Source organism: Pseudomonas sp. GW823-FHT02E01 (genome assembly GCF_058797535.1).
This window is the reverse complement of record NZ_JBXAJS010000007.1, coordinates 169,064-192,360: the sequence shown is the minus strand read 5'-3', so window position 1 is coordinate 192,360 and position 23,297 is coordinate 169,064. Positions and strand designations below refer to the sequence as shown.

Sequence of the window (23,297 nt, the reverse complement as noted above, 5' to 3'; positions counted from 1 at the left end):
CAATCGCGAGCAAGCTCGCTCCCACAGGGATGGTGCACGGGCTGGAATCGGGTTTAATGCACCTCCTCCAGATCATCATGCAGCAGCCCGAAGATCTCGCGCTTCATCTCGATGAACGAGCGCTCCATGACCATGTCCAGGTTGCGTGGACGCTCGATCGGCACATCCAGAATCTGCTTGATCCGCCCCGGCCTGGCCCCCATCACATACACCCGGTCGCCCAACAGAATCGCCTCGTCGATGTCGTGGGTCACGAACAACACAGTCTTTTTGCTGTTGCCCCACACCCGCAGCAACAGCTGCTGCATTTGCAGGCGCGTCTGGCTGTCGAGAGCGCCGAAGGGTTCGTCCATCAGCAGGATCTGCGGGTCATTGGCCAGTGCGCGGGCAATGGCGACACGTTGCATCATCCCGCCGGACAACTGCTTGGCGTAGTTGTCGGCAAAGCCGCTCAGGCCCACTTCATTGACGTAGTAGTCGACGATGTCCTTGCGTTGCGCCGCCGGCATGCCACGCCGCTTGAGGCCGAACTCGACGTTCTGGCGCACCGTCAGCCACGGGAACAGCGTGTAGCTCTGGAACACCATGCCGCGGTCCGCGCCGGGGCCTTCGACCTGCTGGCCGCCAACGTAAATCTCACCCGAGGTCGGTTCGGCCAGGCCGGCGGTGAGATACAGCAGGCTCGACTTGCCGCAGCCCGAAGGCCCCACCAGCACAGCGAATTGCTGGTCCGGCACCTCGAACGACACCTCCTGTAACGCGGTAAAGGTTCCGCCATCGGGTTTCTTGTAACTCAGGCTGACCTTGTCCACCTTCAGCCGTGGCGCGTTCACCGGGGCGGCCTGGGGGGCGACAAAACGATGAGGGGCGGCGGTTACTGAGCCCATGCGGTGATCCTCAGACGAAGGAAACGGAACAGTTGATCGGTGACCAGGCCCAGCAGGCCGATGATCGCGATGGCGAGGAAAATCACATCCACCTGGAAGCCACGCATGGCCTTGAGGCTCAGGTAACCCAGGCCACTGGATGCGGCCACCAGTTCAGCCACCACCAGGTAAGTCCAGGCCCAGCCCATGGTCACCCGCAGGGTGTCGAGCACGCCCGGCAAGGACGCCGGGGCAATCACATGCAGCACCGCGTCACGACGGTTAGAGCCAAGGGTGTAGGAGGCGTTGATCAGGTCCTTGGAGATGCCTTTGGACACGTCCGCGATCATCACCAGTTGCTGGAAGAACACGCCGAAAATGATCACCGACACACGCTGCTCCAGACCGATGCCGATCCACAGGATGAACAGCGGTACGAACGAGGTCACCGGCAGGTAGCGAATGAAATTCACCAGCGGCTCAAGGAAGGCCTGGACGATGCGAAAGCTGCCCATCAACAAGCCCAGGGGCACCGCCACCAGGGACGACACGATGAAACCGACCATCACCACTTCGACACTGGCCCACACATGTTGGCCAAGGGTGCCGTCGCGGCCTAACCGCACGGCGGCCTCGACCACCGCGCCCGGCGTCGGCAGGAACATGCCCGGCACCACGCCACCGTAGGACAACCCGGCCCACAGGCCGACCAACAGCACCCAGGCCAGGCCGCTCGCGCTCCAGATCACCGAGACCGGTAATCCGGTCTTGGGCGTGATGCAGCGGCTCAGCCATGAATTGCGCTTGAACATGCAGCCTCCTAGAGCGGGGTGACGAAGCGGTTGTCGATCAGGTCGTCATTGCTGACGTTGTAGGGCTTGCCTTGCAGCTCGCTGGCGGTCTCGTTGGCCAGCTTGATCAGCGGTGCGCTGTCACCCGGTTTACCCGGCGAGCCCAGCAGTTTTTCGCTCATGGCCTGATCGTAGAAACGCACGCCCTGTGCGGCCGCTTCCATTTCCTTCGGATCGGCCAGGTAACCGCCGACACCCTTGGCCATGATTTTGTAGGCTTCCTGTGGATGATCCTTGGTGTACTGCACAGCTTTGTACAAACCGGCCACCAGGGCCTTGACGTCTTCCGGCTGTTTTTCGATCACGCTGCAGTTCAGTGCGACCACATCGACGATCACCCCCGGTGTGCTGCTGCTGTCGATCAGCACCTTGCCCTGCTTCTTGTCGCGAACCATCGACAGGTGCGGCTCCCAGGTCACGGCAGCCGGTACGCGACCGGCGATGAACGCGGTGGCGGCGTCGTCAGCCGTCATGTTCTGCACGGTGATGTCGCTCATGCTCATGCCGTGTTTTTTCAGTAGATAGGACAACCAGAACTGCGAGGTCGAACCTTCGTTGACCGCAACGGCCTTGCCCTTGAGTTCCTGCAGGCTCTTGACGTCCTTGCCCACCAGCACGCCGTCGCCACCATGGCTGTCGTCCAGCGCGGCCACGGCCTTGAAGCAGAATTGCGGACGGTACTTGAGCACCTCGTCGATGGTCGACGCCGAGCCGGACAACTCGCCGGAGGCTTGTGCGGCCATGTACATCGCCGCCTCCTCGACCACCGGCAATTCGACGGTCAAACCGTTTTCCTTGAAGTAGCCAAGGTCCTTGGCCAGGTACAGGGTGCCGTAGCCGACCCAGGTGGTATGACCGATGGACAGGGTGCCGGCCTGGGCGCTGGTGGCGACCGTCGCGGCGATGGCGGTGACCGCCAGTGGATGGGCAACGCGGGTAAGCAAGGACTTGATCATGGAGCACTCCCAAAGCTGTTGATTTAGTTTTGTCATGGGCAGTACGGCGAGCCCTGAATCGGCTGCAACCTGTGGTCTCTCGGGGACCCTTCGGTGGGCAGCATTCGGCGGGCTGGCGAGATCGATGTTGGCCCAAGGGCGGGATTAGGAAAATGAGGAAATATGTGGATGCGAACGATGAAAAAACTCGTTAGCGCGCACCGCGAAAGGGCGCTGTGGGCGGGGATGCACAGGGTGGGAGCAAGACTTGGGAAATGTGTTGTTTGAGCAATAGCTATCGCGAGCAAGCTCGCTCCCACAGGGTTTGTGCCAGCCGCAATATTTGGGCATTACACATAACCTGTGGGAGCGGGCTTGCCCGCGAAGAGGCCCGCAAGAACGCTACAAATGTCAGAGCCGGCCGTACTCCTGCGCCGTACGATCCACCGCTTTCAGGGTCTTGCTGATCAGCTCATCAATCTCCTCACGGCTGGCAATCAACGCCGGTGCCATGATCATCCGGCCTAAGGTCGAGCGAATGATCACGCCCTCTTCAAAACCGATCGTACGGCAGCGCCACGCAATGTCGTTCTCATTGGCAAAACGCTTGCGGCTGGTTTTGTCTTCGGCCAGTTGCAGCGCCGCAACCATGCCGGTGCCCTGGATGTCACCCACCAGCGGGTGCTTGCCGAACACTTCGCGCAGGCACTGCTGCAGGTACGGGCCGATGTCGTCCTTGACCCGCGTCACCACGCCTTCATCGCGCAAGGCCTTGAGGTTGGCAATCGCCACCGCCGCCGCCACCGGGTGCCCGGAATAGGTCAGGCCGTGGGCAAACACACCGCCCTGCTCCACCAGCACCGAGGCCATTTTCTTCGACAGGATCAAGCCGCCCATGGGGATGTAGCCCGAGGTCAGGCCCTTGGCGATGGACAGGGTGTCCGGCTCGAACCCGAAGTACTCGTGGGCGAACCATTCGCCGGTGCGACCGAAGCCACCGATCACCTCATCGGCGCACAGCAGCACATCGTACTTGCGGCAGATGCGCTGGATTTCCGGCCAGTAGCTTTCCGGCGGGAAGATCATGCCGCCGGCGCCCTGGAACGGTTCGGCGATAAAACCCGCGACCTTGTCAGCCCCCAGTTCGAGGATCTTCGCTTCCAGTTGCTGAGCCGCGCGCAGACCGAATTCGGCCGGGGTCAGGTTGCCTTCGTGGGCGAAGAAGTACGGCTCGTCGATGTGCTCGATGTCCGGAATCATGCCGCCCATTTCGTGCATGAACTTCATGCCGCCCAGCGCCGTCGCGGCCAGGGTCGAACCGTGGTAACCGTTCCAGCGGCCGATCATGATTTTCTTCTCGGGCTTGCCGAGCACCTGCCAGTAACGACGCACCGTGCGGATCAACACCTCGTTGGCTTCAGAGCCGGAGTTGGTGTAGATCGCGTGGCTGTAGTGAGCCGGCAGCAGGCTGAACAGCAGCTCGGACAGCTCGATCACCTGCGGGTGGGTGGTGTGGAAAAACATGTTGTAGTACGGCAGCTGTTCCAGCTGCTGGCTTGCCGCGGCGGCCAGGTCCTTGCGCCCGTAACCGAGGTTGGTGCACCACAACCCGGACATGCCGTCGAGGTAACGCCGGCCATCGTTGTCCCACAGGTGCAGGCGCTCGCCACGGACCATCACCCGTGGCCCCTCGTCATTGAGGGCTTTCTGATCGACGAACGCATGGATGTGGTGCGCAGCGTCGGCGGCCTGGTAGTCGCGGGTATCACGTGGTGTGGTCATCGCCAGTTCTCCGTTTTGTTATCAGCGCAATTGAAACCAGGTGGTCTTCAACTGGGTGTATTTATCGAATGAATGCAGGGACAGGTCGCGGCCGAAACCCGACTGCTTGCCACCGCCAAAAGGCACGGTCACGTCCAGCGCATCGACGCTGTTGACCGACACCGTACCGGCCCGCAATTGTCGCGCCACACGGTGGGCGCGGTTGAGGTCGTCGGTCCACAGCGAAGCCGCCAGACCGTAGACGCTGTCGTTGGCCAATTGCAGGGCGTGGGCTTCGTCGTCGAATGCCGTAATCGCCAGCACCGGGCCGAATACTTCATCGCGAAACAGCGGCATGTCCGGCGTCACGCCGGTGAAAATCGTCGGCTGGATGAAGTTGTCCGAGCCGTTGAAGATCGACTGCCGACCGCCACAGATCCTGGTCGCGCCTTGCTGTTCGGCCTGTTGGATGAACTTCATGATGCGCGCGGTCTGACGGCTGTCGACGATGGCCCCGGCGGCGCTCGACGGGTCCAGCGGATCGCCCGGCAACCAGCGTTCAGCCTGGGCTTTGAGGCGTTCGACAAACTCGTCATGGATCGAGCGCTGCACCAGCAACCGCGAGTTGGCCGAGCAGACTTCGCCCTGATTGAAGAAGATACCGAACGCGGCTTTCTCGGCCGCCAGGTCCAGATCCTGACAATCGGCAAACACCAGGTTGGCGCTCTTGCCGCCGCACTCAAGCCACACCTGCTTGAGGTTCGACTGGGCCGAGTACTGCATGAAGTATTTGCCGACTTCGGTGGAGCCGGTGAACACCAGGCAATCGACGCCCGGGTGCAGGCCGAGGGCCTTGCCGGTCTGCTCGCCGAGCCCCGGCAGCACGTTCAGCACACCCGCAGGTACACCGGCTTCCAGCGCCAGCTCAGCCAGGCGCAGGGCGGAAAACGGCGACTGTTCGGCCGGCTTGAGGATCACCGAGTTACCGGCGGCAAGGGCCGGGGCGAGTTTCCACGCTGCCATGTCCAGAGGGAAATTCCACGGCACCACCGCAGCCACCACGCCCAGGGCTTCGCGAGTAATGGTTGCCAGCACGTTCTGCGCACTCGGCGCGACCTGATCGTAGAGTTTGTCGAGGCTTTCGGCGTACCAGCGGAACACTCCCGCGGCACCCGGCACGTCGATGTTGTAGGCATCGGCGACGGGCTTGCCCATGTTCAGCGAATCGAGCAGCGCCAGTTCTTCACGGTTTTCGAGGATCAAGTCAGCCAGGCGCAACAGCACTTGCTTGCGTTCGGTCGGTGAGCGCGCAGCCCAGGTGCCTGCCTCGAAAACCTGCCGCGCATTGTGTACCGCCGAGTTCACGTCTTCTTCGCCGCAGGCGGCAACGTTGGCCAGGCATTGGCCGGTGGCGGGGTTGATCGCGGCGAAAGTCTGCCCCGACTGCGCCGGGCGGCACTGGCCGTCGATCATGGCCTGGTCGGGAAACCGCACGGAAGCGGCCTTGCGTTGCCAATACTCAAGCTCGAACACGTTCAGATGCTCCAGAGGACATTCTTGTGTATTGGATAGTCGCTCAGGCCCAAGCGGTGGAAAACCAGTAAAAATGTGTTCGCAGGCCAAGAAAAAACTACGTAGCCAATCTCCCTTCTGGCGCAGCATGTGGTTATTGTTCAACCACAACAAATCGCTACCCGAGCGGATAGGGGTGGCGCGCAAATTGCCAGGATGCCTGATCCGTTCTCCCCCCGAGGTTCGCTGTGGCTGCCTACAATCTGCGTCAACTGAAATACTTCATCACCACCGTCGAGTGCGGCAGCGTCGCCGAGGCCTCGCGCAAGCTGTACATCGCCCAGCCCTCGATCTCCACGGCCATCAAAGGTCTGGAAGACAGCTTCGGCGTGCAGCTGCTGATTCGTCACCATGCACAGGGCGTGTCATTGACCCCCAGTGGTGCACGCTTCTACCGCAAGGCCCAGGAACTGCTGCGCATGGCCAAGGAGTTCGAACAGAACGCCCTGGCCGACAACGATGTGGTCTCCGGGCAGATCGATATCGGCTGCTTCGAAACCGTCGCGCCGCTATACCTGCCGCAATTGATCGCCGGATTTTCGGCGTTGTATCCGGGGGTGGAAATCCGCATCCGCGACGGCGAGCAACAAGAGCTGGTGCAGGGCCTGACCTCCGGCGCTTTCGACCTGGCGATCCTTTACGAGCACGATCTGGACGGCACCATCGAGACCGAACCGCTGATGCCGGCGCAACGACCTTACGCGCTGCTGCCAGCCGATCACCGTTTTGCCCAGCAGGCACAGGTGTCGCTGCGGGACCTGTGCCTGGAGCCAATGATTCTTCTGGACGTGCAGCCGAGTCGGACCTACTTCGTCAGCCTGTTCGATGAGCTGGGCCTGACGCCACGCATCGCCTTCAGCTCGCCATCGATCGAGATGGTGCGGGGCATGGTTGGCCAGGGGTTCGGGTTCTCGATCCTGGTGACCAAACCGCATTCGGAGTGCACCTACGACGGGCAGAAAGTGGTGTGCGTGGACATCGCTGAAGACGTCACCGGTTCGGGACTGGTGGCGGCGTGGCTCAAACGCGGGCAACTGACCAAACCGGCGCAGTTGTTTGCGGACTACTGCCGCGAACAGCTCACCGCCAAATCCGAAAGATCGCAGTAACTTCATGTGGCGAGGGGGCTTGCCCCCGTTGGGTCGCGCAGCGGCCCCAACTCTTCACCTGAAAAGCAGGGCCTGCTGCGCAGTCCAACGGGGGCAAGCCCCCTCGCCACAGAGTCCGGTGTTAACCGTTATTTACGGGGTTTGATCCGCGCAGTTGCTTCGGCCACCAGCGGATCATCCGGCCAATAATGCTTCGGATAACGCCCCTTCAAATCCTTCTTCACTTCGGCGTAGGTGCTGCGCCAGAAGTTGGCCAGGTCCTGCGTTACCTGCACCGGCCGCCGCGCCGGGGACAACAGATGCAGTTTGACCACCTGCCGCCCCCCGGCAATGCGCGGGGTCTCGGCCAGGCCGAACAACTCCTGCAAGCGCACCGCGAGAATCGGCGGCTGTTCGCTGTAATCCAGACGAATCGACGAGCCTGACGGCACGCTCAAATGATGGGGCGCCAGCTCGTCCAAGCGTTGTGGCAGCGGCCACGGCAGCAGGTTGTGGACGATGCTCGACAGGTCGAGATTTGCGAAGTGACTGAGTCGCGAGACTTTGCCCAGATAAGGCATCAACCAGTGCTCAAGTCTTTTGAGCAACGCTGCGTCGCTGACATCCGGCCATTCGCTTTCGCCCTTGCTGGCCAAGTCCAGTTGCCGCAACAAGGCGACCCGCGCCTGCCACTGACGCAACTCCGGGGTCCACGGCAACAACTCCAGCCCTTTGCGCCGCACCAGGTTGACCAGCGCCTGGCTGCGGGCGGTTTCATCGAGACCGGTCAGCGGTTCACGACTGAGGATCAGTTCACCAACCTTGCGCTGACGCTCGGCCCGCAGTACGCCTTCACGTTCATCCCAATCCAGTTGATCGACGCAGCGAACCTGCTCGGCCAGCACTGAATCGAAGAGTGCCGGATCGAAATCCGTCGCCAGATAAATCCGCTCTTCACGCTGGCCCTGGCGACTGCCCAGATCGGCGATCACCAGCCACGGCTGCTTCATCAGGCTATCGGCCTCGGCGAACAGTGCGGCACGTCCGTTGGCCAAGCGATATTCCGCACCACCGGCGCGCCGTTGCTGAGCGACCCGGTCGGGATAGGCCAGCGCCAGCAATGCGCCGAGCCAGCGCGGGTGATCTGGATCGCTGACCGGCTCCGCTGCTTTGCCCCGTAGGTAACCACGATACTGCCGCGCCAGTTGCCGTGCGCGCTGCACCCCACCCTGGGCACCCCGTGCGGCGCGTTCTTCGCCAGACAGCAATACCAGTCGGCTGTGCAAGTCCGCCCCGGCGCCGCGCAAGATATCGCGCTCGCCGAGCAGTGCCGCGACGTCGCAGGCCATGTCCGCCAGTCCCAGCGCCTGGCCGCGCAACAGCAAATGCGCGATGCGCGGATGCGCCGGCAGTTCGGCCATGGCCTGACCGTGACGGGTCAGCGTTTCGCCATCCAACGCTCCGAGGCGTTCCAGCAAATCTTGAGCCTGTGCATAGGCGGCGGCAGGCGGCACGTCGAGCCACACCAACTGTTCGGGTTTTACGCCCCAACGTCCCAGTTGCAAGGCCAGCCCGGCGAGGTCCGCCGAAAGGATTTCCGCACTGCCATAGGCCGCCAGTTGCTCGTGCTGATCCTGGGACCACAAGCGATAACACACGCCCGGCTCCAGGCGCCCGGCCCGGCCCGCGCGCTGGGTTGCGCTGGCCTTGGAAATGCGCTGGGTGTCGAGACGGGTCATGCCGCTGCCGGGGTCGAAGCGCGGCACCCTAGCCAGCCCCGCATCGATCACCACGCGCACGCCATTGATGGTCAGGCTGGTTTCGGCGATGTTGGTGGCCAGCACCACTTTGCGCTTGCCCGCCGGTGCCGGATCGATGGCTGCCCGTTGCGCGGCGAGGTCCAGTTCACCGTGCAATGGGCACAGTAGAACCTGAGTGTTTTCGCCCAAGGCATCGGCCAGTTGCTGATGCACACGTCGGATTTCCGCCTGCCCCGGCAGGAACACCAACACACTGCCGGTTTCGTCGTTCAAGGCTTCAAGAATGGTCTGCACCAGACGCGGCTCGATGAATTCACCGGACTGGAACGGTCGGCCCCAGCGCATCGCCACCGGGAACATGCGCCCTTCGCTGCGCAGAATCGGCGCGTCGTCGAGCAACCCGGCCAAGCGTTCGCCTTCGAGCGTGGCGGACATCAAGAGGATTTTCAGCGGCTGATCGTCACGGAACAGTTCCCGGCCATTGAGGCTCAGGGCCAGCGCCAGATCCGCGTCGAGACTGCGTTCATGAAATTCGTCGAAGATCAGCAGGCCCACGCCCTCAAGCGCCGGGTCGTCCTGCAAACGCCGGGTGAGGATGCCTTCGGTGACCACTTCAATGCGGGTGTTGGGACCGACCTTGCTGTCGAGCCGAATGCGATAGCCCACGGTTTCGCCGACCTTCTCCCCCAGTTCACTGGCCAGCCGCTCCGCCGCCGCCCGCGCCGCCAACCGGCGGGGTTCAAGCATCAGGATGGTCTGCCCGGCCAGCCACGGTTCGTTGAGCAAGGCCAAAGGCACGCGGGTGGTTTTACCGGCGCCGGGCGGCGCTTCGAGCACGGCTTCGTGGCGTGTAGCGAGGGCTTCACGCAAGGCGGGTAAAACTTCATCGATCGGCAAAGAAATCATGCTGGCTCCCAAACAGAGCGGCGAGTATAACGGCGAACTGCAAGGCGTTCGTCAGGGTCTTAATTCATACCGACGACGTTTCGTTTCGAGATTACTCAGGAGATTTCATATGCGTGCTCCCTTTCGCCTGATTGGCGGTGTTCTGGTCGCAACCTTGCTGACTCAGGTGACCGCCTGCGGTTCGATCTTCTACCCGGATCGCCGTGGCCAGATCGAAGGCAAGATCGACCCGGCCATCGCCGCGCTCGACGCCGTGGGCCTGCTGTTCTACATCATTCCCGGCCTGATTGCGTTTGCCGTGGACTTCGCCACCGGCGCGATTTACTACGCGCCGGGAGAGACCGCACAAGTTGCACCGGAAAAACTCAAGGAAGCCATCGGCGCCGACGGCAAAGTCGATAACCGCAAGTTGCAGACTATTCTGGAAAGCGAACTGGGTCGCAGCTTCCCGCTGGACGATCCACGCCTGATCCAGAGCAAAGGCAACGCCCAGCAACTGGCGATGTTCGGCCTGCAACCCGCCGCGTAAATCCCTACGCGCGAAAGGACTCTTCAAGGAACGATGGCCCCTATGACCTCCAGCTCCGAACACGCCCGCCTGCTGCGGCTGGCGACCCGTGCCTCGGTGGCGGTGGCATGCATCCTGATCGTCGCCAAAGCCATCGCCTGGTGGTTGAGCGGCTCGGTGAGCATGCTCGCCGGGCTCACCGACTCGACACTCGACGGCGTCACGTCATTGCTCAACCTGCTGGCGGTGCATTACGCCCTGCGCCCCGCCGACAATGATCATCGCTACGGGCACGGCAAGGCCGAGTCATTGGCGGGCATGGCCCAGGCGTTGTTCATCGGCGGCAGTGCGGTACTGATCGCGTTGCAGGCCTACGATCGGTTGAAGCATCCCGAGCCCGTGGGCGCACCGTGGATCAGTATCGGCGTGATTGTGTTTTCCCTCGTGCTGACCCTGGCGTTGTTGATGTTTCAACATCGGGTGGTCAAGGCCACCGGCTCCAACGCGGTGCGCGCCGACTCCCTGCACTACCGCTCGGACATGCTGCTCAACGGCAGCATTCTGATCGCGCTGGTGTTGGCCGGGTTTGGACTGCATCAGGTCGACCCCTGGTTCGGCCTGGGAATCGCCGTCTACATTCTGTGGAGCGCGGTGCAGATCGCCCGGGAGAGCTTCGCCGTGTTGATGGATGAAGAACTGCCGCCGGAGGTCAGCCAGCACATGCTGGAATTGGCGTGCAGCGTCCCCGGCGTATTGGGTGCCCATGACCTGCGCACGCGGATCTCCGGCAACCAGTGGTTTGTGCAGTTGCATCTGGAGCTGCCGGGGGAGCTGACGCTATCCGTTGCCCATGGCATCAGCGATCAGGCTGCCGCCGCCATTCACACCGCCTACCCGCGGGCCGAAGTGCTGGTGCACGCCGACCCTCAGGAAGTGGTGAAAGCCGCGCGGGATCAGTAAGTCACCTGATAGCCGCGACTGCTCAGGCAGTTGCCCTGGGCCTGTCGGTAGGCTTGCACCACCGACGGGTCTGGCTGGTAGGTGGCGGTTCGTGGATCGAAACCACTCTGCTGCACCGCGTATTGATAACACTCGTAACCGTCCCGACTGACCTGCTCCGGCGACTGCCCGTTGGCTGGATACGCCTCCACGTCATAACCGCTGTTGCCAGCGGGTGGTTGCGGTTGGCCAACCGGCGGTTCGACCACGACGTAGTCCTGAGTGCTTTGCTGATAGGCGTAATAGGAACCGGCCGCCAGGAACAGCAGCGCCCCGCCGATCCATACCTGCTCGGCGTAATCGGGCAGGTACCTGACACGAATCCCGCGCGGTGGCTGCACCACCACGTAACGCGGGCCCAGCGGGCGATACCAGTAGCCACCGGAATAGAAGTAATCCATGCCACGGTAAGGCACGCGGTAGTCGCGCTCGGGAAAGCGGTCGATCACATGACCGGGACGATACCTGGGGCCAGGCCCCCAGCCGTTGCCGCGCCCACTCGGGCGCCCCTGCCCGTGATTGTCATAGGACGGTGCGACGGTGTAACCACTCCAGCGCTGTTTGTCATCGTTGCGACGTGGCTGGTCCTGGTAGTAACCGCGCTGCGGCTCCTGGGTCTGGCGCACGGTGTCGGGCCGGGGCTGGATTGGCATGTCAGTGGCCGGCATCTGCGGCGGTGGCGGCGGCGAGCGCACCTGGCTGTTGAAATCCGGTGCTGGACGGCTCTGCCTCTGGTCATTGTCCTGACGTTGATTCTGGGCGCCGTGCTCTTTCTGGCGGTTGTCCTTGTTCTGCGCCCGGGGCTGATTCTGCTGCTGGCCGTTTTGCGGATGCGGCTGGTCACCGCCACCACGGCCCTGGTTATCGCCCTGATGCCCACCCTGGCCGCGTTGCCCGCCATCATGGCCACGGTTTTGCGGCTCATCGGCCATCGCTTGCACCGAGACACTGACACACAACAAACCAACACCGGCCAAACGCCAGATGCGCGATTTCATGCTTTACCTCATTGCGGGCAAGGGCCTGTACTTAAGACTGGGAAAGCGCTGGCCGGTTCTGCGACAGGTTATCTGTCACGCAACTTATTTATTGAGGCCAGCGGGTCAAATTCCACGCAAGAAAAAAGGGAGACCCGTCGGCCTCCCTTTAGAGAACTTCGTCCTGGCTCGACACTTGTGGCGTCGGCTCACCTCACGCCGTCTTCTGGACAGTGTGTAGCTCGGGGGCCGGCACATCCCCGGTGGGGGTGGCGACCGCGGCGGGCCTGATTCGGCGAGCCGCACTGGACTGTTTGTCCGAGCAGTGATTCTGGTGATAAGAATAGGCCGGGAGCGCCGGCAGAGGATTGCGAAGATTGCTGAATTAAACATCACTTGCGCAATTTTTAACCCTAGATACATAATCCTCCGCAATAGTTACGACAAAGGACCGATTGATGAGCAAGCTCGACCGTTACGACCTGAGTATTCTGGCGGAATTGCAGCGCGACGCACGCATCTCCAACCAGGAGCTGGCCGAGCGCATCGGCCTGTCGCCTTCGCCGTGCTCGCGGCGGGTCAAGCAACTGGAAGACGACGGTTACATTTCCCGCCAGGTCGCCCTGCTCGACCGCAAGATGCTCGGCCTGAGCCTGACCGCTTACGTGCTGATCGGCATGGACCGTCACACGCCGGAGCGTTTCGAGAACTTCGAAGCGGCCATCCGCACCCTGCCCCAAGTGCTCGAATGCAGCCTGGTGACCGGGATGGATGCCGACTATCAGCTCAAGGTCGTGGTGCCGGACATGGATCACTACCAGAAACTGCTGCTGGGGCATCTGACGCGGATTGAAGGCGTGACCAGCGTGCGCTCGAGTTTTGTGTTGAATCAGGTGTTGAATAGCACCGAACTGCCTTTGACTCATCTGCGCAGCTGAGGACGCCATCGCGAGCAAGCTCGCTCCCACAGGTTTTGTATGGATCACGATACTGCGGTCAACACAAAACTTTGTGGGAGCGAGCTTGCTCGCGATGGGGCCGGCACAGGCGACGAATGACTGCGACACACCGACGCAGGTCAATACTGCACGAAGCCAGTGCGGCGTATACTCGCCGCGCCCTTTTAGCCTCGCCTGTGCTGGAGATGTTCGATGGATCCTGCAGTATTCGAAGAGTGGATGATGACCGGACTGGTCACGATCCTGATCATTTTCATGGGTTTCATCGTCTGGGATCTGGCGAAGAAGTCCAAGGCCGGGCGCTTTGGCTCGTTCATTCTGTTCTTCGTGCTCGGCCTTGGTGTTGCTGCATTCGTGATCAAAAGTGTGGTCATCGGCCTGATCGAATCCGGCACTTTATAAGCGCGCCGGTACTTCTTTCCACTGCCCCTGATCGAGCCCTTCGATCGTCCAGTCGCCGATCCTGACTCGCACCAGGCGCAAGGTCGGCAACCCGACCGCAGCGGTCATGCGCCGCACCTGCCGGTTGCGCCCTTCGCGAATCACCAACTCCAGCCAGCTGGTCGGCACGCTTTTACGAAAGCGAACCGGTGGATTGCGTGGCCACAGCTCAGGCTCGTCCAGTTGCCGTGCCTCGGCGGGCAAGGTCATGCCGTCATTCAATTCGACGCCGTCGCGCAAGCGCTGCAACTGTTCGGTGTTCGGCTCGCCCTCGACCTGCACCCAATAGGTCTTGGCCAGCTTGTGTTTCGGGTCGGCGATCCGCGCCTGAAGCTGGCCGTCGTTGGTCAGTAGCAACAAGCCTTCGCTGTCGCGGTCCAGTCGTCCGGCCGGATAGATTCCCGGCACATCGATGTAATCCTTGAGGGTCGCGCGCCCTTCGCCGTCGCTGAATTGCGTCAGCACATCGAAAGGTTTGTTGAACAGGATCAGCTTCGGCTCGGCTGGTGGCGCCTTGGCGACACGGCGCGGGGCTGATGGGGATGGTTTCGCGCCGGGGCGACGGGAAGGTGGACGAGATGGACGCGACATGGGCAAAACAACATCTAACGGTCAGGGCTGCTAATGCTAGTGCCCTGACCGCCAAATGACCATGACAAACCGTTAGCGGAACGGCGGCTCGTCGAAGCTGCGCAGTTTGCGCGAGTGCAGTGAGTTGAGTTCGGTGCGCAACAGATCCACCGCCTCGATACCGATCTTCAGGTGCTGGCTGACCGCGCGCTCATAGAAAGCGTTGGCCGAGCCCGGCAACTTGATTTCGCTGTGCAGCGGCTTGTCCGAGACGCACAGCAACGTGCCGTACGGCACTCGCAAGCGATAACCCTGCGCGGCAATGGTGCCGCTTTCCATGTCCACCGCCACGGCGCGGGACAGGTTGATCAGCGGCCGTTCCTGCGCCCAGCGCAGCTCCCAGTTACGGTCGTCGTAGGTCAGCACGGTGCCGGTACGCAGGCGTTTCTTCAGTTCGTCGCCCTTCTCGCCGGTGACGTTGGCCGCCGCTTGCTGAAGCGCCATCTGCACTTCGGCCAGGGCTGGAATCGGAATGTTCGGTGGCACCACCCGGTCGAGAATCCCGTCGCGACGCATGTAGGCGTGGGCCAGCACGTAGTCGCCAATGGTCTGCGACTGACGCAGGCCGCCGCAGTGACCGATCATCAGCCAGCAGTGCGGGCGCAGCACGGCCAGGTGGTCGGTGATGTTCTTGGCGTTGGACGGGCCGACACCGATGTTCACCAGGGTCACGCCGTGGCCATCGCTGGCAATCAGGTGATAGGCCGGCATCTGGTAGCGGTGCCAGACCACCCCGGCGGCAATCGCCGAGGCTTCGCCGTGATCCATGCTCTTTTCGATGATCACGTTGCCCGGCAGCACCATGCGCACGAAACGCGGGTCGTTGCGCAGTTGCTCCAGACCATGGACGATGAACTGATCGACGTAGCGGTGATAGTTGGTCAGCAGAATCCACGGCTGCACATGCCGCCAGTCGCTGCCGGTGTAATGCACCAGTCGGCGCAGGGAGAAATCCACCCGCGCGGCATCGAACAGCGCCAGCGGCAGCGGATCGGTGTTTTCCCAATCGTACAGACCGTCGGCAATGCCGTCGGTCGCCGCCGACAGGTCGGTACTCGGGAACACCCGCGCCAGCACGGGGGCAGTGACACCGGAACCCGCCAGCTCATCGCCCTGCTCGACCACATACGGATACGGGATGTTCTGCTGGCTGACACCGACTTCCACGGTCACGGTGAAGTCGTGCATCAGCGGAACGAGCTGTTCCAGCAGGTATTTACGGAAAGCCGAGGGATGGGTGACGGTGACGCTGTAGGTGCCCGGCAGCTGGACCTTGGCGTAGGCACGGGTGGTCTGCGGGACTTCGCCCTGGCAGTGATAGGTCAGGCGCAATTCGGGATAGCGGAACATCGAGCGCTGTTCTGCATCGGGCTCGACGCGATCCTTGAGGTAGCGCTTGAGCGCCTGGCTCAGCGCGGTGGTTGCACGATTGTGCAAGAGTGCAAGCCGATCCACGGCTTGCTCGGCGGTTTGAACGACAATAAAAGCTTCGGTCACGATCAGCATCCTGTGTTCTGACTTGCAGACCTTCATCTTGCCTGCATCGTCGCTTCACGGGAACAGTGGCATTGACTGAGTACAGAGAACAACTGTGGGAGCGAGCTTGCTCGCGATAGCGGCGCATCAGTCAACATCACTGTTGAATGTTGATCCGTCATCGCGAGCAAGCTCGCTCCCACAGGAGTTTACGGCGCTGATCAGAAGCCCTGCGGAGTCGAACGGGCGACAATCGCTTCCACGTCCAGGCCTCGTGGTAACGCGCCATACACTCGGCCGCCGCCATCCAGACGACTGGCGATGAAGGCATCACTGACCACCGCATTACCGGCTTCCAGCAACAGCTTCGCCTGCAGTCCCAGGGCAATGTCTTCAGTCAGTTGCCGGGCGCGGTACTGGATGTCGCTGGTGTCCTTGAAGGCCACCTGCAATTGATGGATGTGCGCAGCCAGGCGCTTGTCGCCATGGCCATCGCCCAACTCGCTGAACAGCGCATCGAGCACGCCTGGTTCTTTCGACAGGGCACGCAGCACGTCGAGGCACTGCACGTTACCGGAGCCTTCCCAGGTCGAATTCACCGGCGCCTCGCGGTAAAGCCGCGGCAGGATGCTGTCTTCGACATAACCCGCGCCGCCCATGCATTCGGCCGCTTCGTTGATCATCGCCGGCGCCCGTTTGCAGATCCAGTACTTGCCCACCGCCGTCACCAGGCGGGCGAATTTGGCTTCCTGCGAATCATCCAGATGATCCAGCGCCCGGCCCATGCGCAGGCTCAACGCCAGGGCCGCTTCGCTTTCCAGCGCCAGATCCGCCAGCACGTTCTGCATCAACGGCTGTTCGCTGAGCAGTTTGCCGCCAACCGATCGGTGAGCGCAGTGATGGCTGGCCTGGGTCAGCGCCTGACGCATCAGCGAACTGGAACCGACCATGCAATCGAAGCGGGTCATGGCGACCATTTCGATGATCGTCGGAACGCCACGGCCCTCTTCACCGACCATCCACGCCAATGCTCCACGGAACTCCACTTCGCTGGAAGCGTTGGAGCAGTTGCCGAGCTTGTTCTTCAGGCGCTGGATATAGAACTGATTGCGCGTGTCGTCCGGACGATGGCGCGGCAACAGGAAACAGGTCAGGCCCTTGTCGGTCTGCGCCAGTGTCAGGAAGGCGTCGCACATCGGCGCCGAGCAAAACCACTTGTGCCCCACAAGTTCATAGGCCTGGCCCGGACCGCTGGCGCCGACCGGATAGGCCTTGGTGGTATTGGCCCGCACGTCGGTACCGCCCTGCTTCTCGGTCATGGCCATGCCGATGGTGACTCCGGGCTTGTGGACCATGCCGACATTGCGCGGGTCGTATTCGGTGGCGAGGATTTTCGGCAGCCACTTTTGCGCCAGGTCCGGTTGCAGGCGCATGGCCGGAACGCTGGCGAAGGTCATGGTCAGCGGGCATCCACTGCCGGCCTCGGCCTGGCTGTGCAGATAGGTCATGGATGCGCGGGCGACATGGGCGCCGTCCTGCGGGTGCGCCCAGGGCAGCGAGGTCAGGCCATGTTCGACCGCCGTGCGCATTAATTGATGGTAGGCCGGATGAAACTCCACCAGATCAATGCGATGACCAAACCGGTCATGGCTGTTGAACACCGGCTTGTTCTGATTGGCCAGGAACCCGGCTTCCATCAACGGGCCACCGGCCAGCGCGCCATAGGCGTCGATCCGCGATTCGGCCCAACCGGCCCCGAAGCGCCGCGACCATTCCTGCAACGGCAAGTCAATGCGGTACAGGTTGGCGCCGTCCAGTGACGGTGGCTGGTTGGTGACTTCGTGGGTTTCGGCGAACTGATGCAGGTTCATGACAGGGCTCCTTTGGTCGGCCAAGGGACTTCAGTTAAGCACCGCCCCTCGGCCGATCAAAGTGTCATATACGCCTAACTGTCGGCGCTTTCGCCCTGTTTCGGGCAGAGCACACGGCGGTAGAGCGCGGCCTGCAAGTCTTCGAATTTCACCGGTTTGCTCAAGTGATCAATCACTGCGCCGGTCGGGCAGCGTTCTCGGTCACCGCTCAGGGCGATCATGAACAACGGCAGCTCGGCATAACCGGGTAACGCGCGGATCCGGCAGCACACCGACTCACCGTCCGGCAGCGGCAACTGACAATCGACCAGCACTGCGTCAAACACTTCGCGTTGCAACAGATCGAGCGCGACATCGACGCTGTTGGCCGTACGTACGCGAAAGCCCAGCTTGAGCAACATGCCGCGCATCACCAACTGGCTGATGCCGTTGTCATCCACCAACAGCACGGCACAATCCTGGGGCAAGCGCAGGCGCGGAAAATCCCGGGTCATCAACGGCGTCACCGGACGTTCGGCCGCCGGCAACCCGACTTCCACATCCAGCTGAAACCGGCTGCCGCGCCCTGGCTCGGAGCGATGAGTCAGTCGCCCACCGAGCAATTCGACCAACTGTCGGCAAATCGCCAGGCCAACCCCCAGGCCACCGTATTCACGGGTCATCGAGCCATCGAGCTGGAAGAACCGTTGATACATCGTGGCCTCCCCTAGATCGGTGAAACCAATGCCCGTGTCGATCACCGCAAAGGTCAACGCCAGCCGGTCGGGCTCGATGGTCTTGCCGGTCACCCGTAGCGCCAGACCGCCGACCTTTGTGAATTTGATGGCGTTATCCAGCAGGCATTCCAGGCACTGCGCGATCTTGACGTTGTCGCCGAGCAAGCGATCCGGCACACCTGGCGCGACATCGACCTTGAAGTCCAGCGACTTGCTCGATGCGTTGCCCTCGAACTGCGTGCGCAGTGCCTCGACCACGCCACGCAAGCTGAAGGTGTCGGCCGAGGCCTTGAGTTTGCCGGCCTGCAGTTCGGTGAGGGTGAGGATGCCGTTGACCATGCGCATCATGTCCCGCGCCGACCCCGAAGCCGTCTGCTGGTAGTACTCGAGTTCCTGGTCCATCTCGACCGTCTGCATAAGCTCCAGTGAACCGATCACACCATTCATGGGCGTGCGCAATTCGTGGGTCAGGGTGGCAAGGAACTCGTCCTTGAGCTTGTTACTGTGAGCCAGTTGCTGGTTGAGGACTTCAAGCTTCTGGCTGGCGTCGAACAGGGTTTGAGCCTGCTGCTCGCGCATCGCGTTGATGCGGTCGGCCAGCGCCAGGGACAGCAACGCCACTTCGATGGCCGAGCCGATCTGACTGGAATACATGGTCAGGAACACGTTCGGCAGGTATCCAAGCACCATCAGCGTATTGACGATGCCACCGAGTAAAAACGCCGACCAGGCAATGATGAAATACCGCGCCACCCGCAGGCCCCGCAGCCAGGCAAAGATCCCGGCGGCAAAAATCACCACGGTGAATGTCAGCGCCAGGGCCGTGGCCAGGCGCAAGGTCAGGGCATAGCTGGTCATCAATGACAGGCCGATCACCAGCCCACTGAAGGCAACCAGCGCCAGCAACAAGCGGTCAAGCCAGCGACTGTGGGTAGCCATCTGCAGGAAACTGCGGGCGAACTGACTGCCGAACAGCCCCGCACAGCCGATGAAAAACGGCGTCGCAGCGTTAGCCCACCACGGATTGTCCGGCCAGAAATACTGCACGGCCGCACCGTTTACCGACAGCTGATACAAGCCGAACGAGGCGATATAAAAGATGTAGTAGAGGTAACTGGTGTCGCGCACGCTGAGGTAGATGAACAGGTTGTAGACCAGCATCCCCAGCAGTACGCCGTAGATCAGCCCCAGTACGTAGAGGCGCACGGGCTGCTCTTCGAGGTAGGCGGTGCTCGACCACAAGGTTACCGGCGCCTGGATCGAGCCTTCGCTTTGCAAGCGCATGAATACGGTTTCGGCCTGGTCCGGCTTGAACGTCAGGTCGAACAGATAGTTGTTCTGACGAATCTCGCGGCTGGCGAAGGGCAAGGCATCGCCGGTCTGCCTGACCAACTGATAGTTGCCGGCCGCATCAGGCAAATAGAGATCGAGATGATCGAGGGGCGGATAGGCCAGTTCCAGCAGCCAGGTCCTTTGCGCCGCCGGATTGGCTGGACGGTAATGCAGGTCGATTTTCAGCCAGAACACCGAACGCGAGTACCCGGCGTTAAGCGTATCTTTGTGGTGCGGCTTGAAGTTGCCGGCCGCCGCTTGCGCACGGATATCCGCGATGGTCGCCTGACCACCTGCGTCCTCATAGACCTGCAGGGTTCGGCCCAAGGGGAGGCTTTGAGTGAACTCATCGAACTCGACGGCGTTTGCCAGGAGGGGCAAACACAACAGCAACATCAGCAAATAGCGCATTGAAGCCCCAGCGTGGCCTGTCCGGTTCTGTCAGGAAGCCCCCCATTCCTTTTGAGCAGACGTAAAACCGGTATCACCTGTTATTGGTTTGGATCCACTCTAGCATAGCCGTTGATGGCCAATGAGAACCACAGAAATTTTTCCTACAAAGGCTCTAGAACGGGCGTTCCAGCAACACCAACGAACGATTATCAATGAAAGGAATATCACTGTGGCGAGGGGGCTTGCCCCCGTTCGGCTGCGAAGCAGTCGTAAAACCAGCCGACTCGATGAACCTGACGGGTCACTGGGGCCGCTTCGCTGCCCAACGGGGGCAAGCCCCCTCGCCACAATGTATCGACCAAACACACTGCCACAACACCCGAAAAACAGGTTTGGTGGTAAGCTCGCGCACCATGAATATCTACAGCTCTCGCCCCGTTGTCCTCTGTCTCTCCGGCCACGACCCAAGTGGTGGCGCCGGCTTGCAGGCAGATATCGAAGCCCTGCTCGCACAGGGTTGCCATGCGGCTCCGGCCGTCACCGCCCTGACCGTGCAAGACACCGTCAATGTCACTGACTTCCGCGTCCTGGACCGTGAGTGGGTACTGGCCCAGGCCAATGCCGTGCTCAACGACTCCGAAGTCGCCGCCGTCAAACTGGGCATGCTCGGTTCCCTGGAAATGGTCGACACCGTGGTCGAACTGCTTTCGGCGCACCCGCACTTGCCGGTGGTCTGCGACCCGGTGCTGCGCGCTGGCGGCGGCGGACGCCTGGGCAAGGACGAGGTCGGCTACGCCATGCGCGAACGCCTGCTGCCCCTTTCGATCATTGCGACCCCCAACCTTCCCGAAGCCCGCATCCTCGCCGAACTGCCCGAAGGCACCGCGGACGAGTGCGCAGAAAAACTCCTGCCGTTCGTCAAACACCTGCTGATCACCGGCGGCCATGGCGACGAAACCGAAATCCACAATCGCCTGTACAGCCGCGACGGTCTGCGCGAAACCTTTACCTGCCAGCGTTTGCCGGGCAGTTATCACGGTTCCGGTTGCACCCTGGCCAGTGCGCTGGCCGGTCGTCTGGCCCAGGGCGAAAACCTCGCCAGTGCCGTGCAGACCGCGCTTAACTACACATGGCGCACCCTGCGTGATGCCGAGCAACTAGGCAAAGGCCAGTTCGTGCCGCGCCGCTTGCCACTGGATTTCTGCTCGTAACTTCTATTTGTAATGCGGTGAGGCTTGTCCGATGAAACTACGTGGCCTGTACGCCATTACCGACAGCCATTTGCTGGACGGTAAGCTGCTCAAGTACGTGGAGGCGGCGCTGGAAGGCGGCGTCACCTTGCTGCAATACCGCGACAAGAGCAGTGACGAAGCCCGTCGTCTGCGCGAAGCCGAAGCCTTGCGTGATTTATGCGAACGCTACAACACCCGGTTGATCATCAATGATGACGCTGAGTTGGCCGCACGCCTGAATGTCGGCGTGCACTTGGGTCAAACTGATGGTCCATTGTCTCCGACCCGCGCCCTGCTGGGTCGCGATGCAATCATCGGTTCGACCTGCCATGCGCAACTCGACCTCGCCGAACAGGCCGTCAAAGAAGGCGCCAGCTACGTCGCGTTCGGCCGCTTCTTCAATTCCAACACCAAACCCGGCGCCCCGACCTGCAGTCTCGACCTGCTCGACCAGGCACGCAGCAAACTGCACCTGCCGATCTGCGCGATCGGCGGCATCACCCTGGAAAACGCCGCGCCGCTGGTGGCCCATGGTGTCGACCTGCTGGCCGTGGTGCATGGCCTGTTTGGCGCCGAGAGCACGGCTGAAGTAACCCGCCGCGCCCGCGCATTCAATGAATTACTAAAAGTCTGAGAGCCCGATCATGTCTCGTTCCGAAACGCTGTTTGCCAATGCCCAGAAACACATTCCCGGTGGCGTGAACTCGCCGGTTCGCGCGTTCAAGAGCGTCGGCGGCACGCCACTGTTCTTCAAGCACGCCGAAGGCGCCTACGTCACCGACGAAGACGACAAGCGCTATGTGGATTACGTCGGTTCCTGGGGCCCGATGATTCTCGGCCACAGCCACCCGGACGTGCTGGACGCCGTGCGCAAACAGCTTGAGCACGGCCTGTCCTACGGCGCCCCGACCGAGATGGAAACGCAGATGGCCGACCTGGTCTGCTCCCTCGTGCCGTCGATGGAAATGGTGCGCATGGTCAGCTCCGGCACCGAAGCGACCATGAGCGCCATTCGCCTGGCCCGTGGCTTCACCGGCCGCGACAGCATCATCAAGTTCGAAGGCTGCTACCACGGTCACTCCGACAGCCTGCTGGTCAAGGCCGGTTCCGGCGCACTGACCCAAGGCGTACCGAGCTCGGCCGGTGTACCGGCGGCATTCGCCAAACACACCCTGACCCTGCCGTTCAACGACATCGACGCGGTAGAAACCATGCTCGCCGAAGTCGGCCAGGACGTGGCCTGCATCATCGTCGAGCCAGTGGCCGGCAACATGAACTGCGTGCCGCCGGCACCGGGTTTCCTCGAAGGCCTGCGGACCCTGTGCGACAAGCACGGCGTGGTGCTGATTTTCGACGAAGTGATGACCGGTTTCCGTGTCGCCCTCGGCGGTGCCCAGGCGTACTACGGCGTGACGCCGGACCTGACCACCTTCGGCAAGATCATCGGTGGCGGCATGCCGGTCGGCTGCTTCGGCGGCAAGCGCGAAATCATGCAGCGCATCGCCCCGCTGGGCCCGGTGTACCAGGCCGGTACGCTGTCCGGTAACCCGCTGGCGATGGCCGCCGGCCTGACCACCCTGCGCCTGATCAGCCGCCCGGGCTTCCACGCCGAGCTGACCGACTACACCACTCGCCTGCTCGACGGCCTGCAACAGCGCGCCGATGCGGCCGGCATTCCGTTCGTGACCACCCAGGCCGGCGGCATGTTCGGCCTGTACTTCAGCGGTGCCGACGACATCGTAACCTTCGATGACGTCATGGCCAGCGACGCAGCCCTGTTCGGCCGCTTCTTCCACCTGATGCTCGAAGGTGGCGTGTATCTGGCACCGAGCGCATTCGAAGCCGGTTTCACTTCGATCGCCCACGGCGAAGCTGAACTGAAGCTGACCCTGGACGCCGCCGAGCGCGCCTTCGCGGCCTTGAAGTAACGTTCAAATGCTGACGCTGGCCCTTGCCAGCGTCAGCTTTCGCCTACGCTCCCACGATTTTTCCTACTCATCTGCTAATAATCCCCCGCAAAGTGG

At 62.0% G+C, this 23,297-nt stretch carries 19 protein-coding genes; 8 read left to right on the top strand and 11 right to left on the bottom strand.

The window, feature by feature from the left end; translation table 11 throughout:
- Nucleotides 1-53 precede the first annotated feature (53 nt).
- From AC1RDQ_RS18825 to AC1RDQ_RS18805, 5 genes are all read right to left on the bottom strand, one after another.
- Nucleotides 54-887, bottom strand: a complete 834-nt coding sequence (locus AC1RDQ_RS18825) for an ABC transporter ATP-binding protein (protein WP_492587863.1) — start codon at nucleotides 885-887, stop codon at nucleotides 54-56.
- A complete protein-coding gene (locus AC1RDQ_RS18820) occupies nucleotides 875-1,678 on the bottom strand; it encodes an ABC transporter permease (RefSeq protein ID WP_007990681.1) in 804 nt (267 codons plus the stop codon). Before AC1RDQ_RS18820 ends, AC1RDQ_RS18825 begins: the two co-directional genes overlap by 13 nt.
- Nucleotides 1,679-1,686: 8 nt before the next feature.
- Nucleotides 1,687-2,673, bottom strand: a complete 987-nt coding sequence (locus AC1RDQ_RS18815; protein WP_057713182.1) for an ABC transporter substrate-binding protein — start codon at nucleotides 2,671-2,673, stop codon at nucleotides 1,687-1,689.
- Between the two features lie 390 nt (nucleotides 2,674-3,063).
- Nucleotides 3,064-4,434, bottom strand: a complete 1,371-nt coding sequence (locus AC1RDQ_RS18810; RefSeq protein WP_492587861.1) for an aspartate aminotransferase family protein — start codon at nucleotides 4,432-4,434, stop codon at nucleotides 3,064-3,066.
- 21 nt (nucleotides 4,435-4,455) lie between these two features.
- Nucleotides 4,456-5,946: an aldehyde dehydrogenase gene (locus AC1RDQ_RS18805; RefSeq protein ID WP_492587859.1), complete on the bottom strand. Its 1,491-nt coding sequence runs from the start codon at nucleotides 5,944-5,946 to the stop codon at nucleotides 4,456-4,458.
- 227 nt (nucleotides 5,947-6,173) lie between these two features.
- Here AC1RDQ_RS18805 and AC1RDQ_RS18800 point away from each other — a divergent pair, with 227 nt between their 5' ends.
- Nucleotides 6,174-7,094 (top strand): LysR family transcriptional regulator, encoded by a 921-nt coding sequence (locus AC1RDQ_RS18800; protein WP_057713179.1) that lies wholly within the window; start codon nucleotides 6,174-6,176, stop codon nucleotides 7,092-7,094.
- A gap of 128 nt (nucleotides 7,095-7,222) precedes the next feature.
- Here AC1RDQ_RS18800 and hrpB read toward each other — a convergent pair whose 3' ends face one another.
- Complete coding sequence (hrpB, locus tag AC1RDQ_RS18795; RefSeq protein ID WP_492587858.1) at nucleotides 7,223-9,739, bottom strand: ATP-dependent helicase HrpB; 2,517 nt, start codon at nucleotides 9,737-9,739, stop codon at nucleotides 7,223-7,225.
- A 109-nt stretch (nucleotides 9,740-9,848) separates the two neighbouring features.
- On the opposite strand from hrpB, the gene AC1RDQ_RS18790 reads away from it, so the two are divergent.
- Entirely contained in the window at nucleotides 9,849-10,268 is a 420-nt protein-coding gene (locus AC1RDQ_RS18790) for a hypothetical protein (protein WP_057713177.1), read from the top strand.
- A 42-nt stretch (nucleotides 10,269-10,310) separates the two neighbouring features.
- Complete coding sequence (locus AC1RDQ_RS18785) at nucleotides 10,311-11,207, top strand: cation diffusion facilitator family transporter (protein ID WP_057713176.1); 897 nt, start codon at nucleotides 10,311-10,313, stop codon at nucleotides 11,205-11,207.
- Here the strand turns inward: AC1RDQ_RS18785 and AC1RDQ_RS18780 are convergent.
- Nucleotides 11,201-12,244 carry a DUF6515 family protein gene (locus AC1RDQ_RS18780; protein ID WP_492587856.1) on the bottom strand — a complete coding sequence of 348 codons (1,044 nt, stop codon included), beginning with the start codon at nucleotides 12,242-12,244 and terminating at the stop codon, nucleotides 11,201-11,203. The two genes, AC1RDQ_RS18785 and AC1RDQ_RS18780, sit on opposite strands and share 7 nt — an antisense overlap.
- A gap of 437 nt (nucleotides 12,245-12,681) precedes the next feature.
- Here AC1RDQ_RS18780 and AC1RDQ_RS18775 point away from each other — a divergent pair, with 437 nt between their 5' ends.
- Nucleotides 12,682-13,161 (top strand): Lrp/AsnC family transcriptional regulator, encoded by a 480-nt coding sequence (locus tag AC1RDQ_RS18775; protein WP_007937367.1) that lies wholly within the window; start codon nucleotides 12,682-12,684, stop codon nucleotides 13,159-13,161.
- Between the two features lie 213 nt (nucleotides 13,162-13,374).
- Complete coding sequence (locus AC1RDQ_RS18770) at nucleotides 13,375-13,584, top strand: DUF2788 domain-containing protein (protein WP_008022976.1); 210 nt, start codon at nucleotides 13,375-13,377, stop codon at nucleotides 13,582-13,584.
- On the opposite strand, the gene AC1RDQ_RS18765 is transcribed toward AC1RDQ_RS18770, so the two are convergent.
- The 4 genes from AC1RDQ_RS18765 to AC1RDQ_RS18750 all read right to left on the bottom strand — a co-directional run bounded on the left by AC1RDQ_RS18765 (nucleotide 13,579) and on the right by AC1RDQ_RS18750 (nucleotide 20,059).
- The gene (locus AC1RDQ_RS18765) at nucleotides 13,579-14,214 is read right to left on the bottom strand and encodes a pseudouridine synthase (protein ID WP_340314685.1); all 636 of its coding nucleotides are present in this window, start codon (nucleotides 14,212-14,214) and stop codon (nucleotides 13,579-13,581) included. The two genes, AC1RDQ_RS18770 and AC1RDQ_RS18765, sit on opposite strands and share 6 nt — an antisense overlap.
- Before the next feature lie 72 nt (nucleotides 14,215-14,286).
- Complete coding sequence (gene amn, locus AC1RDQ_RS18760) at nucleotides 14,287-15,786, bottom strand: AMP nucleosidase (RefSeq protein ID WP_223500225.1); 1,500 nt, start codon at nucleotides 15,784-15,786, stop codon at nucleotides 14,287-14,289.
- 164 nt (nucleotides 15,787-15,950) lie between these two features.
- A complete protein-coding gene (locus tag AC1RDQ_RS18755) occupies nucleotides 15,951-17,600 on the bottom strand; it encodes an acyl-CoA dehydrogenase family protein (protein ID WP_492587855.1) in 1,650 nt (549 codons plus the stop codon).
- Nucleotides 17,601-17,674: 74 nt separating this feature from the next.
- A complete protein-coding gene (locus tag AC1RDQ_RS18750) occupies nucleotides 17,675-20,059 on the bottom strand; it encodes a 7TM diverse intracellular signaling domain-containing protein (protein ID WP_492587854.1) in 2,385 nt (794 codons plus the stop codon).
- A 395-nt stretch (nucleotides 20,060-20,454) separates the two neighbouring features.
- Between AC1RDQ_RS18750 and AC1RDQ_RS18745 the strand changes: the two genes are divergently transcribed.
- From AC1RDQ_RS18745 to hemL, 3 genes are read left to right on the top strand one after another with little or no spacing between them, the layout of a single operon-like run.
- Nucleotides 20,455-21,252 carry a hydroxymethylpyrimidine/phosphomethylpyrimidine kinase gene (locus tag AC1RDQ_RS18745; protein ID WP_057713171.1) on the top strand — a complete coding sequence of 266 codons (798 nt, stop codon included), beginning with the start codon at nucleotides 20,455-20,457 and terminating at the stop codon, nucleotides 21,250-21,252.
- Between the two features lie 31 nt (nucleotides 21,253-21,283).
- Nucleotides 21,284-21,907 (top strand): thiamine phosphate synthase, encoded by a 624-nt coding sequence (gene thiE, locus AC1RDQ_RS18740; protein ID WP_057713170.1) that lies wholly within the window; start codon nucleotides 21,284-21,286, stop codon nucleotides 21,905-21,907.
- Between the two features lie 10 nt (nucleotides 21,908-21,917).
- Nucleotides 21,918-23,201: a glutamate-1-semialdehyde 2,1-aminomutase gene (gene hemL / locus AC1RDQ_RS18735; RefSeq protein ID WP_056728829.1), complete on the top strand. Its 1,284-nt coding sequence runs from the start codon at nucleotides 21,918-21,920 to the stop codon at nucleotides 23,199-23,201.
- The last annotated feature ends 96 nt before the right edge of the window (nucleotides 23,202-23,297 follow it).

Coding starts and splice junctions, on each gene's coding strand:
- AC1RDQ_RS18790 (WP_057713177.1), top strand. CDS start 9,849: ATGCGTGCTCCCTTTCGCCTGATTGGCGGTGTTCTGGTCGCAACCTTG.
- AC1RDQ_RS18770 (WP_008022976.1), top strand. CDS start 13,375: ATGGATCCTGCAGTATTCGAAGAGTGGATGATGACCGGACTGGTCACG.
- AC1RDQ_RS18820 (WP_007990681.1), bottom strand. CDS start 1,678: ATGTTCAAGCGCAATTCATGGCTGAGCCGCTGCATCACGCCCAAGACC.
- AC1RDQ_RS18755 (WP_492587855.1), bottom strand. CDS start 17,600: ATGAACCTGCATCAGTTCGCCGAAACCCACGAAGTCACCAACCAGCCA.
- AC1RDQ_RS18750 (WP_492587854.1), bottom strand. CDS start 20,059: ATGCGCTATTTGCTGATGTTGCTGTTGTGTTTGCCCCTCCTGGCAAAC.
- AC1RDQ_RS18825 (WP_492587863.1), bottom strand. CDS start 887: ATGGGCTCAGTAACCGCCGCCCCTCATCGTTTTGTCGCCCCCCAGGCC.
- hemL (WP_056728829.1), top strand. CDS start 21,918: ATGTCTCGTTCCGAAACGCTGTTTGCCAATGCCCAGAAACACATTCCC.
- AC1RDQ_RS18765 (WP_340314685.1), bottom strand. CDS start 14,214: ATGTCGCGTCCATCTCGTCCACCTTCCCGTCGCCCCGGCGCGAAACCA.
- AC1RDQ_RS18815 (WP_057713182.1), bottom strand. CDS start 2,673: ATGATCAAGTCCTTGCTTACCCGCGTTGCCCATCCACTGGCGGTCACC.
- AC1RDQ_RS18775 (WP_007937367.1), top strand. CDS start 12,682: ATGAGCAAGCTCGACCGTTACGACCTGAGTATTCTGGCGGAATTGCAG.
- AC1RDQ_RS18810 (WP_492587861.1), bottom strand. CDS start 4,434: ATGACCACACCACGTGATACCCGCGACTACCAGGCCGCCGACGCTGCG.
- AC1RDQ_RS18780 (WP_492587856.1), bottom strand. CDS start 12,244: ATGAAATCGCGCATCTGGCGTTTGGCCGGTGTTGGTTTGTTGTGTGTC.
- hrpB (WP_492587858.1), bottom strand. CDS start 9,739: ATGATTTCTTTGCCGATCGATGAAGTTTTACCCGCCTTGCGTGAAGCC.
- AC1RDQ_RS18745 (WP_057713171.1), top strand. CDS start 20,455: ATGAATATCTACAGCTCTCGCCCCGTTGTCCTCTGTCTCTCCGGCCAC.
- amn (WP_223500225.1), bottom strand. CDS start 15,786: ATGAAGGTCTGCAAGTCAGAACACAGGATGCTGATCGTGACCGAAGCT.
- AC1RDQ_RS18785 (WP_057713176.1), top strand. CDS start 10,311: ATGACCTCCAGCTCCGAACACGCCCGCCTGCTGCGGCTGGCGACCCGT.
- thiE (WP_057713170.1), top strand. CDS start 21,284: ATGAAACTACGTGGCCTGTACGCCATTACCGACAGCCATTTGCTGGAC.